This window comes from Sodalis ligni, from assembly GCF_016865525.2.
GTDB classification, from domain to species: domain Bacteria; phylum Pseudomonadota; class Gammaproteobacteria; order Enterobacterales; family Enterobacteriaceae; genus Acerihabitans; species Acerihabitans ligni.
Map to the genome: position 1 here is coordinate 6,144,161 of NZ_CP075169.1, position 17,696 is coordinate 6,161,856.

The 17,696-nt window shown below is 54.5% G+C and carries 12 protein-coding genes; all 12 read right to left on the reverse strand.

What is annotated here, in order from left to right; genetic code table 11:
• Position 1: 1 nt before the first annotated feature.
• Complete coding sequence (gene tssJ / locus GTU79_RS28525) at positions 2-538, reverse strand: type VI secretion system lipoprotein TssJ (RefSeq protein WP_203524083.1); 537 nt, start codon at positions 536-538, stop codon at positions 2-4.
• Positions 519-1,616, reverse strand: a complete 1,098-nt coding sequence (gene tssG, locus GTU79_RS28530; RefSeq protein ID WP_203524084.1) for a type VI secretion system baseplate subunit TssG — start codon at positions 1,614-1,616, stop codon at positions 519-521. The genes tssJ and tssG overlap by 20 nt, the downstream gene beginning before the upstream one ends.
• Positions 1,580-3,343, reverse strand: a complete 1,764-nt coding sequence (tssF, locus tag GTU79_RS28535) for a type VI secretion system baseplate subunit TssF (RefSeq protein ID WP_203524085.1) — start codon at positions 3,341-3,343, stop codon at positions 1,580-1,582. The genes tssG and tssF overlap by 37 nt, the downstream gene beginning before the upstream one ends.
• A 52-nt stretch (positions 3,344-3,395) precedes the next feature.
• Positions 3,396-4,988, reverse strand: coding sequence for a type VI secretion system protein TssA (tssA, locus tag GTU79_RS28540; RefSeq protein WP_203524086.1), 1,593 nt, complete (start codon positions 4,986-4,988; stop codon positions 3,396-3,398).
• Positions 4,988-8,383 (reverse strand): ImcF-related family protein, encoded by a 3,396-nt coding sequence (locus GTU79_RS28545; RefSeq protein WP_420854142.1) that lies wholly within the window; start codon positions 8,381-8,383, stop codon positions 4,988-4,990. Before GTU79_RS28545 ends, tssA begins: the two co-directional genes overlap by 1 nt.
• Positions 8,380-9,549: a hypothetical protein gene (locus GTU79_RS28550; protein ID WP_132924366.1), complete on the reverse strand. Its 1,170-nt coding sequence runs from the start codon at positions 9,547-9,549 to the stop codon at positions 8,380-8,382. The genes GTU79_RS28545 and GTU79_RS28550 overlap by 4 nt, the downstream gene beginning before the upstream one ends.
• Before the next feature lie 62 nt (positions 9,550-9,611).
• Entirely contained in the window at positions 9,612-9,869 is a 258-nt protein-coding gene (locus tag GTU79_RS28555) for a PAAR domain-containing protein (RefSeq protein WP_203524087.1), read from the reverse strand.
• Entirely contained in the window at positions 9,866-10,162 is a 297-nt protein-coding gene (locus GTU79_RS28560) for a hypothetical protein (protein WP_214513581.1), read from the reverse strand. Before GTU79_RS28560 ends, GTU79_RS28555 begins: the two co-directional genes overlap by 4 nt.
• Positions 10,163-10,274: 112 nt before the next feature.
• Complete coding sequence (locus tag GTU79_RS28565; RefSeq protein ID WP_214513582.1) at positions 10,275-10,565, reverse strand: hypothetical protein; 291 nt, start codon at positions 10,563-10,565, stop codon at positions 10,275-10,277.
• 517 nt (positions 10,566-11,082) lie between these two features.
• Positions 11,083-11,550, reverse strand: coding sequence for a hypothetical protein (locus GTU79_RS28570; protein ID WP_214513583.1), 468 nt, complete (start codon positions 11,548-11,550; stop codon positions 11,083-11,085).
• Between the two features lie 734 nt (positions 11,551-12,284).
• Complete coding sequence (gene vgrG, locus GTU79_RS28575) at positions 12,285-14,969, reverse strand: type VI secretion system tip protein VgrG (RefSeq protein ID WP_214513584.1); 2,685 nt, start codon at positions 14,967-14,969, stop codon at positions 12,285-12,287.
• On the reverse strand, positions 14,963-17,590 hold the full coding sequence (gene tssH / locus GTU79_RS28580) for a type VI secretion system ATPase TssH (protein ID WP_203524092.1): 2,628 nt from the start codon (positions 17,588-17,590) through the stop codon (positions 14,963-14,965). Before tssH ends, vgrG begins: the two co-directional genes overlap by 7 nt.
• Between the last annotated feature and the right edge of the window lie 106 nt (positions 17,591-17,696).

A 17,696-nucleotide genomic window follows, 5' to 3' on the forward strand; every position in this document is an offset into this window, starting at 1 on the left:
TTTATTCCTTCGGCGCTTTCAGGCTCAGGGTATTCTCCCCCAGTTCAATCACGCGTGGGCTATCCGGATCCAACTGCTCACGGGGGATAATAATACGCCAGGTGTTCTTTACCGTATCCGGCGAGCGGAACAACCCGACCACCGCCACACACTTCGCCTCTTTTTCCATTGGCATATCAAGCTGTGCGCCTTCGCCCGGCTTCACCACCACTTCCCGCCAAGACAAAATATCTTCCCGCAGCAAGGTTTCACCATCGGTCAGCAGGCGTTGGTAGGTCGCTTTCTCTAACTTGCTACCGTCGCGAAGCTGATAGACCCGTACCATAGTCGGTACCGACAGGGCAGTCATATCTGTTTCATCAGTATTCAATGACGCCCGAGCGCTGAAATCCAGATACAACGTCTTGATTTGTTTGTATAAAATAGCTTTAGCGACGGAACCGGTGCCGTCCACCACGCTTTGCGTCAGGCCGCAGCCGCTCAGCGACGAAATGATAAAGGTTAATACAAGCGGAGTTTTAAAAGCGATAACGGACATTCTGACACTCCATTGCAACAGTATTCGGCTGTAATCCCTGATAGCGCCCCAGGCCGATGGTGATGGCAGCAGGTATAGCCGACGAAGGTTCGGCGGGCCTCAGTCCAAGCACGCCGGTTAACCCCAATTGCACCTGTTTTCCGCCCAGTACCGGCGCCGGTAAACAGCAGCTGGACAGCCTCAGCTTTAAACGGACCGAACAACGCCAGCCCAGATAAACCCTCAGCAAAACCAGTAAATCCCGCTGCAAGGGGCCGCCCGGCAACCAGTCCCGCGCCTCATTGGGATTTTCCGTTGCTAACGTCAGTAACAGTTGGCTGTTGACATCCCACCCCGAGCCGCCAAGCACCACCCGTTGACTTAGATTTACCCTACGGGTTTTATCCAGGGCCGCCGCGGGAGTCAGGGTGATTTTTTGCGGCCAGTGAGGTGTCACCGAAGCAACAGTATCGGGTGCCAGCAGGGCTACCAGCGCTACCATTCCTTCCGTGGTGCGGGTCGGCAGACGCATCAGGCCAAGCAGCGCCAGAAATCGCGACATCGGTGTGGCGATATGAGCTGCCGTCCCCGGTATCCCCAGGCCAATCAGCCCCAGCAGACATTGGGAGATGGCATCCGTGCCGCCGGCGGCAAACGTGGCCGGATAGGAATACTTACGCCAGATACGATAAAATTGAGTAAAGATGCGGTGGTTAAAGATATCGAGGAAGGCTTCAAGGGCCTCATGCCCTTCCCGCTGGCGGGTGATATCATCCAGGTACGGCGTCGGTAACGGCGAATCCACGCCGTACAATCCGAGAAAGGAGGTTCGTACCGTGGCCGGGCGTCCGGGGCGTTCTCCATCGGTCTCGATGGCTTTCAATTCGCTGACCGGAAACCCCATGCCGGGATGAGGCCTGAAACGCACCGGATCGTTTGCCGGGTCGGCGGTACTGCCCAAAGGAAGGCTATCCGGCACAGCCAGTTCCACCAGTTGGCAAAAACGGTATACATCCACCTCAGCCATCCGATCGGCCATCGCTTCAACCAGCCGGGTAGCCCTCAGCCGGGCACCCGCTGACTGTGGTTCTCTTTCCATCGCAAACATGTTCCCAAGGGTTGAAGATTTAGCGTGAGCCGGGTAAAGAGATGAACATCAGCGTACAGCGCAAAGAAACGGCTGAGCATCTCGCCGAACAGGCTGATATCCCCTTCGCCGGCAAAACCGTTGCTATCAAGAGTGATTTCGATATCGACGCCTCGCAGCAGGAAGCCTTTTTCGAATCGTTGTGCCAAATGGTGTTTCACCTCGACTATGGCGGCCAGGCGACGGCGGTTGAGTTCATCTTCCGTCCAGTCATAAAGCGCCAGCGTGCCCCGCAGCACTTCAGCATTGTCCATCATCGACAGGAAATTCGATCCCAGATGACTCAATACCCGCCAGTGGAAGCGATCCCGGTTCGGAGGATAACAAGGATGGGTGGGCGCGCACAGATTGCGCACGGCGAGGCCGGTTTGCGTGGATTGCACTACCGTATCCAGCAGAGTGCTTTGCAACGCCTTGCGTGGCAGTTGTCCATTAGTGCCGGTCAATGTCAGGGACAGGCACTCATTGGCGCTGAGTTTGTCGGTGTCGAACGCCTCGCCGCCCAAAATCAGCCAGGTATCGTGTATACCGCTGGCGCCGCGTTTGACGCGGGAATGGAAATAGCGCTCCGGCGCCTGCGCACGCAGCATGCCACCCTTGTGGCGAAAGCTGCTGAACGGTACATATTCTTGATGTCCGCTGTGTTTGGAGGAAATCACGCTGTCCACTGAATAGATTTCAGTATGGCCGTCCTGCATGCGCATGGGCCGCAGCAGATAATCGGTTGCCAACGGAGAAAGCGTCAACGGATCGGCCTCGAGGGGAAACAGGTTTATCACCGGCACGCAGTGCAGGCGGATACTTGTGGTATCGATCCGCAAGTCATGGCGCCATTGCTCGCTAAGCACCACGTCCAGCTCAAACCAGGGCATTCCCTGCGTTAAAACGATGTACTCCAGTCCGTGCAACGCTACGAACATGAATTTTTCCCGGAACGTGAAGTATTCAAGCAACAATTGGTAGCCGCTGAAGGCACAGTCCCCTTTCGGCCACAGCCGATCCCGGTCGCCAAACCCCAGCGGCGAAAAAAAGCCTTCCAGCGGCCGGCGGTCCGTGTCGCCGGCCAGCCGAATGTACATCCCCTGGGCTTTCAGCGTTAGCGCCCGATGCAGCGCGCAGGCCACCGTGCTGTCGGCATTGAGGTATAACGGCAGGCGGCACAGGTCAGTTTGGCTCCAATCCGCCAGTTCGCCGCAGCCGAACCGCAGCCGGATGACAGAGCGGCCGTCCGGTTCGGTAACAACGCCGGCCGATTCCACAGACAGCGGCGTTAACGTCATGTCCTGGGTGGTGGTGTAGCGGCAGCGTGTCCCCCGAGGCCCCATGGGCCTGGACATCACCTCGAACCCGCGACCGACGATCTCACTGTGCTTCATCAGGCGCCGGTCTGGCGTCAATTCAACGATGGATAGCGACGGTATGGTGCGTAGATAGTGCGGCCACAGCAGGCTCACCAGCCCTTCGGTCAGCTCGGGCAGATCATCATCAAGCTTTTCACGCAGCCGCCCCATCAGGAAGGCAAATCCCTCAAACAGGCGCTCTACATAGGGATCGCGCGCGCCGACCTTGTCGAGGTTGAGCATCGCCGCCCGGTCAGGATGCGCTTCGGCGAACTCCTTGCCCGCCTCATGCAGATAGCGCATTTCGGCGTCAAAATAACGCAGGGTCAAATCATCCATGGGGAAAATTCTCATTAAAAGAGGGCAATATAAAAATCGGATTTGATAGAAATCACGAGCAAAGGATGGCGGCCCGCACCGGATCGATAGCCACCAGCGCAGCCAATAGGGCTTCCATCCGCCGCGCCAGCGCCGTCTTGTCGGCATCGTTGCGCTGAGCTTTCAACCTCATAAGTTTCAGCAGCCGCGCTTTGACTTCAAAGCTCAGCTCCGGCGCCCAATCAGCTAACGGCAAACCGGCGGAGGTAGTGTTGAGCTCTCCCAACAGATGCAGGGCCAGGTCATTTTTGCCGTACTGCTCGGCCACCCTCGCCATCAATAAACGCAATAACCAGCGCTGGCGAATCGTTTGAGTGCCGGGCCGGGCCGCCAGCCATGCCAATGCGGCGTCCACTCCGTCGCTGTCCGCCTGGGCCAGGGCCTCGCTTTCCAAGGCCAGAATGTCATTGCCATCCGCCGGCGCCGTTACTGAGGTTACGGGCGCCCAATGCTCGGCACTCCCGCTGGCCTGCTGGGCTATCCAACCGCGAGTCACATCGTCGGCAAACGGCGTGCCGTCATTCCAGCTCAGATTTTCCAGCCCGGGCAAGCGCGCCAGCAACATCCCGAGATCCTGCTTGACGAGATCCGCCCAACCGGAGAACGGCTGCCCCTGCTTGCTCAATGCCTGGCAGGCATACCATTGCAAATCCAGCCAAAAGTGGTTAACGCCCTCCGCATACATCCGCTCAACCTGTTCCAGCAGTTCGTCCCAGCTCTGCTGCAGATACAGGCGTTTAAGCTGGGCGCGACAGTCACTGCGCGGCGGGGTCAAGCGGGTATTGCCGGCCTTTTCCTGCTGCGGTAAAAGATGCACCGTGTCCCAGCGCAGACTTTTCATCAGGCGGTGGCTTGCCAGCCAGCCTTGCGGCTGTTCGCGCAGGTAGCGCGAGAGCGCTTTTCCCTGTTCCAGCAGGTCGCGGCCCGACTGAACTTGACGCAATCCCGGCTTCAGTCCGGCGGAAGAGGAAAGCATTCCCGGGCCATCCACGGCGCTGTGTTGCGGCACCACCGCCTCCAGCCCACCCGATTGCGCCAGACGCAACTCCAATGCGCCGTATAGCGCCCCCAGGGCCGGCCGGTCAAGCTCAGACCATGCGCCGACAGCGTGTTCCAGCAGGGCCAGCGCCGCCACGATGCGCACCAGCTCGCTCTTCGCCACTTCCGGATAGCGGTCCAGACTATCCAGCATTTTGTTGCCCGCCAGCCATTCCAACGCCGTTCTGCGGCTGTTGGGACGAGCCGGCAGCACCCGTTCGCCAAAACGGTCGACCAGTCCGGCCAGCAGCATCAGCCCGTCAGCCAGGCCCGCCTCGCCGTCGCCATGCAGGCGCGCCCACAGATAATAGGTAGCAACGCGGACGTCCTTACAGACGGTGGTCAGCAGCGTCTCGGCCAACCGGCAGATGAGGCCGGTATCCGCCCCGGTGATTTTATTGACCTCCTCTCGCATGCGCTGGAAATCGTCGCAATAACACGGGTCATCGCCTACCGGGCTATCCGCGGAGAGAGGCAGCAACCATTTTTCCCACTGGACCATTTGCCCACGGGCCAGTTCAAGCGCGTCCCGTTCCGCCAGACAGGTAGTGATTAATGTTTGCAACATCACCCATCTCCCCCTATGGCCGCGGTATTTCGTGGCATTGTTCCACCGACGGCATCAACATCGAATATTCGGGCCGGCAGTGAAAAACCCCGCAGCTTCAGCAGCGCCAAGGGTCCTTCGGCCAGTTCGGTGCGCAGGTTCCAGGTTAGCGGTAAATCATCCGGGCCGGTCAAGACCAGACGGTAAAGGGTATCGCCGTCATCCAGCGCCGTGACCTTGGCTTGCTCCAGCAGGCGGATAAGCCCCCAGGTTCCTTGTTCATCGGCGAACAGGCGCGGGCCGGCATTCACACTGCGCCAGCTCAGCATCACTCCTGGTTTGTCCGAAGCACCCGGCCAATGGAAATTTTGCCAGCTTTCCTTCTGGTTGAAGTACCTGAGCTTCTGTCCATCGAGATTGAAGGTGGTTTCCACCACGTCACGTACCGGTTTGGCCATCAGCTCGAAACTTATGCCCATATCGCCGTTAGTGTATAAAATGTCGGCAAGCTGACTAAGGTGGTTAACCGCCCGCAGGAAAGCCGGGTTAAAATGCAGCCCTTGGCTGTTCAGCTTGTCCGGCACCCAGCGATTGCCTTCCTTGTGCAATACTCCGCTTAACTGGCGGGTCAGGAACTGTTCGATGCGTCCGGATTCAGTGCGGACAAATTGCCCAATCATCGGCAGAGACGCATCGCTGCGCGTGTCCGCAAACGGGTAGCGCCCATTGAAAGCCCGATCCCAATTATCCGCTATCGACGATCGCCACTGCACATTCAGGCTGGCGGCGGATGGCTTCAGTACCTTCTGCCACGCCTGGGCCAGCGGCTGGACAAACACCGCCCGGCCAAAACCGCTCCACTCTTCCCCCAGGCTGGCGGCAAGCAGGCTGCCGTATTCCTGCGTGTCTGTCAGATCAATGCTCTTGCCTTGGAACACCGTCTGCGCCAGTAGCTGGGTCATCTCCTGCGGGTCATTGGCGTTCGCCACCTGCTGGAGTTTGAGGCGCACCCTGGTGATACGGGTCAGGAAGGTTTGCAGGCTGAGAGAGCTGTCGCCGGTCATTACTCCCGCCGGGCTTCCCTTTCCCATCATTGCCAGCAGCGGGCCAAAGGTGCCGTCCAACGGACCGGTCAACCCCGCGGCGCGCTGGTCGATGGCGGGCAGGTCGTCTTTATGCAGCAGGCTCTGTACGGACTTCACCAGCGAATCTGACAAGGCCGCTCCCCGTTGTCCGGTTTGCCCCTGATAGCTAAGGGTGTTCATCAGGGCAATCAGCGGGGACTGACGCACATCGGCCATCAGGGTGAGCTGGTCGGTCACATCCGACAGATTCTTCGCCTGCTTCCATCGCAGACTATTGAGAAAATTCAGCCAGGCACCGCTGAAATCGGTAAAATAGCGTTCGGTAAGGCGTTCTTTAAGCGCTTCCGGCGACACCTCGGCCGTCACCGGATGTGTGCCGTCGCTGAGCACCCAGTCAATTTCCTCCCGGCGGGAGGCAACGGCCTCATCAATGGCCTTCTGCACCTGTCCTTCCCAGGCTTGACGGGTAAACACCCCTGGCACCACTTCGGTGGAGCTGAACAATCCCTGCGCGTCCCTATCCCCTACCAAATGCATTAAGCCAAGTTCGGCGTAGATGTTCGACACGGATTGCAGTATCTTCTGATAAAGCGTTGCCTCGGCGTTACGCTGCCCGATCTGCACCAGCAATAGCCGGCGCAACTGCGCCACCAGATCAGCATCGGGCACGATGCGCCATTCCGGGTGCTCCGCCAGATTCACGGCATAAAAACTCCATAGCCCCGGCGACAGGCTCCGCCATAAGCCGGTAGCAACCCCGGCACGGACCGGTTCGTTTTCTTCGAGGATTCGAGTCAAAAAGTCCGCATCGGCTTTTTCCGGATACGCCAGCATCAGGTAGGCTTTAAGCCGGCCGTAGCCCACCAGGGCTCGCTTGGCGCGTTGCGGACTGTGCGGCGGCAGGGCAACCAGTTCAGCGAGATGGAAGCTTAACTGTTTTGCCGCGCCGTCACGGACAAGGCGATTATTCATGGCGCCGTAGCGCGGCCATAAGGCGGCGGATAACATGCCGCTTTGATTTAAGCCAAAACGTTGATACCAGGGCGCGCCGTGCGAGGAAAGATACTGCAACCGCCCCAGTTCATTCGCCAGTTGACGAAGCGCCTTCAATTGTTCGCCGATGGGAACGTCTTCCCTCAGCGCCATCAGTTGCTCCCTGACGGTAACGATATGACTGCGGTTGGAGATAAAAGAGAGCAGGCTGCCGCCCCCCCACAGCAGCGTCAATCCCAGCACCGCATAAAAAGCGTTTCGCTCCCACGAAAAACCGGCGCGGCGGCCTCTGGCCGAGCTATCGTTTACAATGCCTTGCCATGCCGGATCCGAACACCAACCGTGCCCCGTCCCGGACGCTTTGTCATTGACCGGCAGGCTGAACATCATGCCGCGCAGCGACAACGCGCAGGAGAAGTCTCGCCACAGCGGAACCAGCGCCTGCTGCCAGTGTGTTATACCCTCCCGCTCCAGGTACAGTGACAAACGCAGCAGAAAATCATGTCGGGTAGTCGCCAACACCTGGCCCATGCCCTCGCGGCGCAGAGGTGCAATCAGATCAAGCAAACGGGCGGATAAATATTCAGATGTACAGGCCGCCGGCAACAGGCATCCCACCGGCGCGCCAGGGCGATCCCCTTGCGCCCAGGCGCTGTCGCATACCTGCCACAGATAGAGCGGCGCCTGCCAGCCTAACCGCTGTCCCTGACGCAAAAGCTGGCGCAGACCAAAATCGATGTGCTTAGGCTGGGCGCCCTGAGTTTCAGTCACCGCCCAGACGATGCCGTCCAGGGGACGCCGCCGGCGCAGCGCGCGAAGCCGGGCAATCAGTTCTTCATTCGGATCGGCTTGTACGCTGCCGCCCCACAGCAACAACGTACTTTTGCCCTCCAGCCAGCGCTGCAATGTAAGACCGGGTGTGATGGCTTCTACCTGTTCAGGCTCGCCGATAACCAGCAGGATACGCACCTTGCGGCGCCAGAAACGACCGTGATGCAGGCGAAGATGTACGTCTAGCCCTTCAAACGCTGGGGCCGTATGCAAAGGCGTCGCCGATATGGGAGGGTCTTCCCGGTCATCTCCGTTTAAAAGTTGACGTTGTTCTTCATACGCCAGGCCACCGGCCCTGCGGATCGCAGCACGGTAAATCGCCATTAGAAGCAGAATTAAGCTGCCTACGAATATAATCATTATTTGGCATACAGTTTGGGCATCACTGCCAGGATGAATGCGCAAAATCCCGGGCGCGCGCCAGGCCAGCCAGCTCAGGATAAGCATTATCACGAGTATAAAAAGTGCCAGAAGCCAGAAATAAAGAGTAGATAGTATATGCCTCATGGCGTCATCTCCTGCGACGTCAAATAAGGTGAAACCACGGCACTCCAAACGCCAGCCTCCGGGCAAGCCCCGCTGAACGTGAACTGTGGAGAGGAGGTTGTCTGGGCGGCTTGTGCGGCGACTGCAATAGCTAGCCAGGGTGTAACACATCCGGGATACCCCAGGGAGGAATCCAAATCATAAATACCCCGGTCGCGGGCCACATCAAACGGAACATCCGCCATCACCGTCGTGACGACTTCACTGCTTGACGGACTTATTCCCGAAATCCATACGTGGCTTATCGCTTCGGCGGCCAGCGGCACCCAATCCAGCGCCTGCCGCACGCCGTATTCGATGGCGGTTTCCGGCGCCAGTTCAGGACGATGCAGATAGGCCAGCGGGATTAAAGATTTTTGTGTAAGCCGGTTACCGAAAATCAGGCCTGCAGCGGATTCAGCGGTCATGTCCGGATGTTCTGGGCGAATTTGCAGCGCTACCACGACAAGCAGTGCTGCTTCGTGAATATTGTTGTCAAGCCAGTTGTCTATTAATGACAGTCCGGATCCCTGGATTCGGCATATCGGCTGCATGATACCCGCTTCTTCCCAAACGTCCTGCCAGATTTGATGGAATGTCTCATCATTGAGTGGGGTTTCGGATTCTATAACAAGTTGAAGGGGCATTTCCGCCGGCAAATATCCCAATGTTTCGGCGAAATCATTGAATATGGAGCCCAGTAGACGTTTCACCCCTTCCTCAATTGACTCAGCCACTATCAGCAATGAAAGCCTGCTGTGGCGAATGGCCTCTTTGCCCTGCCATGATCGTTGGGCTTTAAAGGCAATTTTGCTTTGCATTAAATTTAAAAGCTGCGAATCGGGATTATTTTCATCAAACGCAGTGTGTAGTGAAATACTAAGAATTTGCAGTGAACGGCGACCTCGCTGAGTTTGCTGAAATATATCAAGCCGGCGTTCCTCATCCCAGTTATCCGCCATGAGCTGCTGACTGGAATACAACAACCAGCGTCCGCCTGCCAGCAGCCCCCAGCACAAAGTGGGAAGCCCAAACGCCGCTGACCAAAATACGCTAGGTCGCTGGCTGGTGTGCTCGCCCCAAAACATTACCATAGCTATGACTCCCACCAACAAAATACAGATATATGCAATCAGCCATAGCAGCATTCGGGGAGGACCCGGCCGAAGTGCCAGCCCAGGAAAACGATTCAACCTGACAGGCATAAAGCTTAACTCTCGGTAACATGTGGCAAGGATGAAAGCAGTCTGCAGCCACAGGCACATCGATGCCCATGAAAAGCGACGGGGAAACTGTTATCACAGAATGTGGTATGGCCTTCGCTGATTGATGTGCCCCCGTGTTTTGGACAAGCCACGTCATCACCCTTTCGAGCAACGCCAATCCCGCCAAATTTCATTACCTGAGAGCCGGATGTGACTGTGCCGCCATGGGTGGTCTTGTCACCGATGCGAATGATTCCGTTCATTTTTTCAATCCCTCTTTGGTTTTATTCAACTTTCCCTGCATGTATTCATAAGTAGTTCCATCACTAAAGCCGATTTCAGTCTTAGCATTCTTGTTCCATTTTGTTAGTAACAAAGCCGCATCGGGATCCGTTGTTCGCATTGGTCCAACTCCGACAGGAAGGTCACCACTGAAATCAAATAAATAGAAAACATGACATTGCGTAAAGTCGTTCGGATATTGACATTCTTTTAAAATGGACGCGTATATAACCATTCGAGTGATAAGCTTATCTTCATCAGCTTCATTGTTCATTATTGGGTTAATAAACAACCCATTATAAAATCGCCATTTATAGTAAAGAAAATCTTTCCATTAAGCTCTACATCTGTATTACCTTCTTCATTGCCATAGAAATCAAGCTTTCCTAAAACCGTGGTAATGCCGTTAGCGGATTGGGTGGGTGGTTCTGGGTCATTATTTTATCTTTAAAAGAGTTTTCCTCATCTCTTTCTGCTTGCCTAAGCAGATGACCGTCATCCAGCATTTTTATTTCGCCGTTTTTATATATAAACTTGGAATGATCTTCAAAACGCATTATTACTGAATCCCTTTTCCAATCGACATGCATCATCTTTGCATATTGCAATGGCGGAGAAAATTCATTTGATATAATCGGTTTTTCTTTAGAAAGATCGACTAAAAATATTTTTCGCATCTGATTTTATTTATTTCAGAAACACATCCCAGATCATCATAATATGATAAAATAAGTCTACTTGGTTTTCCTTATCTCCATTCAAAAACTATCATCAGTCATATCATAATATGCGAATGCTTTTCAAGATTAATAGTAGGGATTTTTTAATTTCAAAACCCTTCAGATATAGAATAGTATTTAAATTATCGGATGTTTGAGAAGTTAACATCCCTTTAATCGTTTCACAGCCTGATTTTTCCAGCGCGCATCTAACCTTTCCGTAACAAGAAAATGAAAACAAAAATATTGAAATAAAATTACTTTTTCATGAAATTCTAATCCCATTTATAATTTTTCGATTGCAGAAAAGAGAGAAACATCAGAGATCTTTTTATTGATAAATCATAGCTATAGAAGTTTTGCAATTTTATATTTTTATCCATAAAAGCAGATAACCATAATCTATGGCCTTCTATATAGGAACTTCGTGCGTCGGCATAATACTTCATAGCCTCTACAACTCCAACCTGGGCTACTAGTAAATTTTAGCCTTACTTTCTGTAATCTCTTTTCTAATAAATTTTATCGCATCTCCGAGGCCAAGGTGATGCGTTAGATACATCACCTTAGCCTTTTCAGCATCATCGAGGCCATCGATATTGAATCCTTTCGCCTTAAGCGCTTTGAGGTTTGTAATTGCGTAGTCTACTGCAGCCATAATGGCATACTCAGGTTCAAACCGGCGTTTCAGCCAGTCCGATAGAGATTTAGAACCTGAGGCGCCAGGAGGATAAGGTGTACATCCTGAAATATAACGTTCTTTTGCAGTTCTTGGAGGTTCTTCCAAACATCCAACGTTACCTGAAATTTTTCTTCCAAAATAGTTGTGCCATCTTGTTTTTACCTCGCGACCCAAGTGACCTATTCGGGGCATTTTCGCTACCACGTTTGATGCCTTTGCTTTCTCGTTCAGGTAGGTTCCGTCTTTCAACGTTTCTCCCATCCATGTCCCATTGAGAAATTGTGTCATACCAGCAGCGGAGCTTCTGTAATAAGTTTCATTCCTGCAGGTCTTCCTTCTTTTTCATTCGCAGCTCTGATAGCTTTGTTTTTTATAGTCTATAGCCACCGATGTGGGCTGCCATAGGCCATCCTTTTTGCAGATTCGGCATCAATGACGGCAGCAATAGCTTGTGGGATAAGGCCGCTTCTTTTGATGCTGCAATGATTGCATCCCGATAAATGACATTTTTGCTAACAGCAGGTCGTATTCGTTGGGGCAAATATGATTCACATCCAGTCGAGGATTTCCTGAGCATCTCGCCCCAGCGTCACCGTATTTAATTCTTTTTATCCGTATCGAGTGTACCAGGGCACCTTTAAGCGCAATGCTTTTCCCTTTGACCCTGACTTTAGGGCTGGATAGTCTGACTTCGGTTTTCCCTATAGTTGGCGTAAAACGGGCAACTTCCTTTATTTTTCCCGTCGCGCTTGAAACCATTACCTTCAATTCAGACACGTTATCCACGATGTAATTACTGATTTTACCGGTACCATCGGTTATCACATCATAAATGTCACCAACAGCTGATACGATTTTTACTTTAAGATCAGGAATCGGTTTTCGATTAAATCCTCGAAAATAAAGGATAACTCACATTGATTGTCAGGAATAACACCAACATTGGCGACCTGAGTATGTTTTGAGGAGGTAAACGGATTTTTGCCCTTGGTAAATCAATGATGGGTTTTAATATTATTGAGTTTTACTAACTCATTAACTGTACAATGATATTTCTTCGCAATCTTGCTCAAGGAATCTCCTTTTCGCACAATAACATATTGCTTATCCGAAGCAAGAGAATACATATCATCTAAGGGAACAGGTCGCTCTTCAGGATTCAGATAACATTTCCAGTCTGCGGACCATCCTAACAAGCCGTCGTATTGACATGGCGCATCATGTGGCGCATTAAATAATTCAGTCAGATCTTTTGTCATTTTTCCTCCGGTGGAAGGGCCTAAAACTATTCCAGAGCCTGAAGTATTATCGACGCCTTTAATAGCAGCGAATAATTGATTAGAACCCGGCGCCAAGATCGGCATTTCAGGGAAGCAGAATGAAAGGGTCGCGGGGTCGGTATACTGATAACTCGCGCTCTTCACCAGATAATCCCCCGCCGTGCCCGACTCAATCTTGTTCGGGTCCAGCGTGATATAGCTGCCACCGGCATTCAGCGTAATTTTCTTCTTGGCGGTGATCTTGATTTCATCTTCACTACTTATGATGGTTAGGGACTTCTGCGCCAGCAATTCCATCAGATCATTTTGCGCCTGGATTGAGACCTCTCCCTGATTGGCAATCAGCTTGATACCGAGCTTACGCACAAACAGGCTAAAAGCCTCGCCGACACCGATAAACAGTTTTTTAACCACGCTGATATCGGCCTGATTGCCGGCATTCATTATCAGATTGTCCGCCGCAGCCATTTGCATATGCTTACCGCTGGTGATTGCGACCCCTTGCGGCGCGCTTAATAAAATAACGACTGACTTTAATTGATCAATGTCTTGCTTCATCATGTCTATCTGGGCGTTCAGATCCGCCGGTTCAGCGTTAGCTGATTGAGCATCGTCCGAAGCCTTCTTCATTTGTTCAGCAGCCTGAATTAACTGCTCAATGGCCGCCTGCATATCCAGTTGATTTCCATTGGCCTTCGGTTGTGCATCCGCGCTGATGAAGATGCCCTTGGCCGCCCGTATTGCCCCGTGCAGGTCGGTTCGAATCTCAAACCCCTCGCCGCGGGGCTGCTTGCCGCTGTCCACCAGATGCCCCAGATTAAGCTGGGTTTTGCCGCCATACTCGGTGCTGAGCTTGATATGCTCCCGATCCCGCGTGTCGTCCAGCCGCAGTTTGTTGTTTGCCGGCGTGCGCAGCACGTTGCGCTTGTAGTTCTGCAGCGTGACGAGATCCGGGGTTTTGGAATCATGCAGGGCATAGGCGATATAGGGTTTGTCAGGATTGCCCTGTTCGAAGGCTATCGCCACTTCGGTGCCCGCCAGCAGAGGCGTATGCAATCCATAGGTATCGCCGGCATAGGGCCGAGCCTGACGCAGCCACAGGCTCTCAAAGCCGGGTTGCCATTCATCACGATCGAAATCGAACGACACCCGGTAGCGTCCGTCACTGTCGATATGGCTGTAGGTGTCATTCACGCGCGTGCTGGTTACCCGGGCCGACAAGGTGCCGGCCATTACCGGCTTCGCCGTCGGCTCGGGGCGGAAACAGACGATTTCCGAATAAGGAATGGCGGTAAACTCCACCTCAAGACCCCTGTCTCGCGCCGCACGGCTGCGGATGCCGGTTATCACCGCGCCTTCCTGGAATACACCCGGCGCATCCTCACCCTGGACCTTAAGTTCCTGGCCGGGAGCCAGTATGGCGGAGCTGGTAAAACCTTTCAGTTTGGTTTGCCGGTTCAGGTAGCGCTCATGGCGCAGCCGGGCGTAAAACGTTCCGCTTTCAGGCTCCGGGTCCGTCGCGTGTTTGTCGCCGATGGTGAGATAATTGTCCGCATAATGATAGGCTTCGCCGTAGGTCGTCTTGTCCCCGCGGGCCACATCCGCCTCGCCGTCCATAAGCGCCGAAGCATCGCGATAGTTGTAGTCGCGGGTACAGACCCGGCCCTCCACCACCCGGTACGCCGTTTGCAGGTCCCAGACGCAGGAAGCCCCGCCGGCATCCAGGCCCGAGGGGTTACGTAGCGGCAGAAGCGAACCGGACCGATAGTGGCGCTGGTCGTCATAAAATTCCACCACGTCGATGTTGAGCCGCGGGTCGGCGGTGAAGAGAAACCAGATCCCCACTTCGGCCAGCAGACGACTGATAAAGGTCAAATCGTCCTCGCCGTATTGCATCACCAGTTCGCGTTTCGGGTAAACGCGGACCAAGGTGAATAAAAAGTCCTGGCCCTTAAAGCAGTGGCGGTCGCGCAATACCTTCTCCACAATTTCCGGTACGGATAAATGCTGGTAAATGCGGTGCTGCAGGCTGTTCCTCAGCAGAGCGAGGCGCGGGACCAAGGTAACTTCATAGCGACTTTCGTCCCTGGAGGCGGAGAGGCGTTTAAATCCGGCAACCACGCCGTGTATCGAGCGTAACGGGGCCGCAGCCGGCGCCGGCAGTCCGAACTCCGGCAATGCGGCAGGCGTTGCATTGAGGGTAAAAGTGGCATCCCGCATCAGCATTTGGGTTGAAGGAATATCCTTTGCTGGACTGGTGAGTTCGATACGGTAGCGAAACGGGCGGCTGAGATGCTCTTCGCCGATAAACGCCAGCACATCCAGAGGCGTTTTATTGTCCCACACCAGGAGCTTATGCTGGCGATGCTCGAACGGCAGAATATTAGCGGCGTTTAACATGGCTTGCGCTCCTCGTGGCTAAAGTCCAGGGTAATGCCTTCATCTATGCTGTAGTCCAGTTTCAAGCCGAGCGGTTTGCGCAACTCGGCGTGACGCTGCAAAAGTTGCTGGCTCAGCACCGGTAAAATTTGTTGGTTCAGCAGGCTATCGATATTGCGCGCCCCGCTGTCCGGCAACAGGCAGGCGGCTGCCAGCGCCTCCGGCAGGCTGTCGGTGTATTCGCAGCGCAAACCGTAATGCTGGTGCAGGCGCCGGATTACCTGTTGCAATTTGATGTGGACAATGCGCTTCATGGCGGCGGCATCGAGCGAACGGTATATCAGGGTTTGGAAACGCGACAGCAGGGCGGGTTGAAAACGATCGCGCAAAATGGGGCGCAGCAGTTCGTGCAATGTGCTATCCGGTGCATCCGGCTGCTGTTCCAGCGCAGCCATCAGCCTATCGCTGCCGAGATTGGCGGTCATCATGATGACGGTATTGCGAAAATCAATCTCCCGTCCCTCGCCGTCCCTCATCACGCCCCGATCAAATACCTGATAGAACAGATTGAGTACGTCAGGGTGGGCTTTCTCCACCTCATCCAGCAGCACGACGCTGTAAGGACGTTTACGTACCGCCTCGGTGAGCACGCCGCCTTGGCCATACCCGACGTAGCCCGGCGGCGATCCCTTGAGCTGGGAAACGGTGTGAGGCTCTTGATATTCGGAAAGATTAATGGTTATCAAGGAACGGTTTCCGCCAAAAAGCGCATCGGCCAATGCCAGCGCGGTTTCTGTTTTGCCGGTGCCGCTCGAGCCAACCAGCAGGAATACGCCTAAAGGACAGTTTTCAGGCGTCAACCCGGTTTTTGCCGCCCGCAGCCGTTGCGCCAAAGACTCAATAGCGCGATGTTGACCGATGATCCTTTGCGACAGCGTGTTTTCCAGTCCCAGCAAATTGACCTGTTCATCTTTCAACAGGCTGCCAAGGGGGATCCCGGTCCAATCCGCCACCACCGAGGCCACCATACGTGCATTTACATCCGGCGATATCATTGGCGAATTACCCTGCAACAGCGCCAGCTTCTGCTGTAAAGCGTCGACATGGCCGTCGAGGATGTTATTCCCCCTGGCGGCCAGTAGCTGTTTCGTCAGCTTTTTCTCTTGTTGATAGCGTTCTTGGACGGCATTGAGCTTTTCGTGCAGCTTTTCACGGCGGATATCGATGTCAAGCAGCCGATCCGTGCCGGAGGTAAATCCGGTGGCTGAATCCTGTAGCAGTGACTCCCGTTCCATATCCAGCGCGGTAATCTGGTTTTGCAATTCCATGAGTTTATCCGGCCGGGTATTCAGGCTCATGTGTGCCCGCGCCCCGGCGGTATCAAGCAGGTCTACGGCCTTGTCGGGCAATTGCCGTCCGGTGAGATAACGGCGGGATAAGGCGACGGCGGCCCGTATCGCGTCGTCCTGGATATGCACGCCGTGATGGACGGCATAGCGCTCTTTGAGCCCGCGCAGCATCAGGCAGGCGGTGTCATCGTCCGGCTCGGCCACTTTCACCATTTGAAAACGCCGTTCCAGGGCGGCGTCACGTTCGAAATAGTGTTTATATTCCCCCCAGGTGGTGGCGGCGATAGTGCGAAGCTCGCCGCGGGCCAGCGCGGGTTTCAGCAGATTGGCGGCATCGGCGCCGCCCGCCTGGTTACCGGCGCCGATCAGGGTATGGGCTTCATCGATAAACAGCAGTACCGGGCTGGGGGCATTTTGTACGGACTCGATGATGTTTTTCAGACGCTGTTCAAATTCTCCTTTTACCCCCGCGCCAGCCTGAAGCAGACCTAGATCCAGGGTACGTACGCTGACGGATTTCAGGCTATCCGTCACCTCGCCGCTGATAATGCGCAGTGCCAGACCTTCAACCAGCGCGGTTTTACCCACGCCGGGCTCGCCCACCAGAATCGGATTGTTTTTTCGTCGCCGCGACAGGATATCGATCATCTGCCGGATTTCCGCGTCGCGCCCTAATACCGGGTCAATCTGCCCGGCACGGGCTTTGGCGGTTAAATCCAGCGTGAACTTGTCCAATATCTGTTGCGTCTGGGATATCGAAGGGGGATCTGTGGGCAGCGATGAAGACAGCATGTACGAAATGTCCGGCTGTGGGCACTGTGGCCGTTCATCCGATTGCATATCCAGCAGCGGCAGCAGACGGCTGAGCTGGGCATCGCCCAGGCCGGGCGGCAGCCAGGGCGTTTTGGTTTGCAGCAACGAAGGCATGGATATCAATGCAAACAGTAAATGCACCGAGCGTATTTGCTCAATGTTCTCTTGCAGCGAGGCCTCAAGCCAGGCCGATTTGATTAACCTCTGCAACGCATTGGAAAGCTGCGGTTTACTCTGGATGCTGCGGGGCAGCTTTTCAAGCTGTGATAACAGTCCCTGCCACAGGTCATCCATATCCCACTCATAGCGGCGGGCGATCACCGTGATATCCCCTTCTCCCTGCTCAAGCAGTTTGAGCAGCCAATGTTCGACGGTAATTTCCCCTTGAGCCCGCGTTTGGCATAAGGAGGCCGCGGCGGCTAAGGCTTCGGCGCAATAAGGGTTCAGTCGGCGCAATAACGGGGCACAATGGTTGTCCATATTGTCAGGTCTCGTCTCAGTGGCCTTGAAGGCGATAGCTACCGCACGGCCCGTGTCCCGGTCCGGTGAGGGAAGCATTGTGTATGGTCTTAGCTGAAGAGCGTTC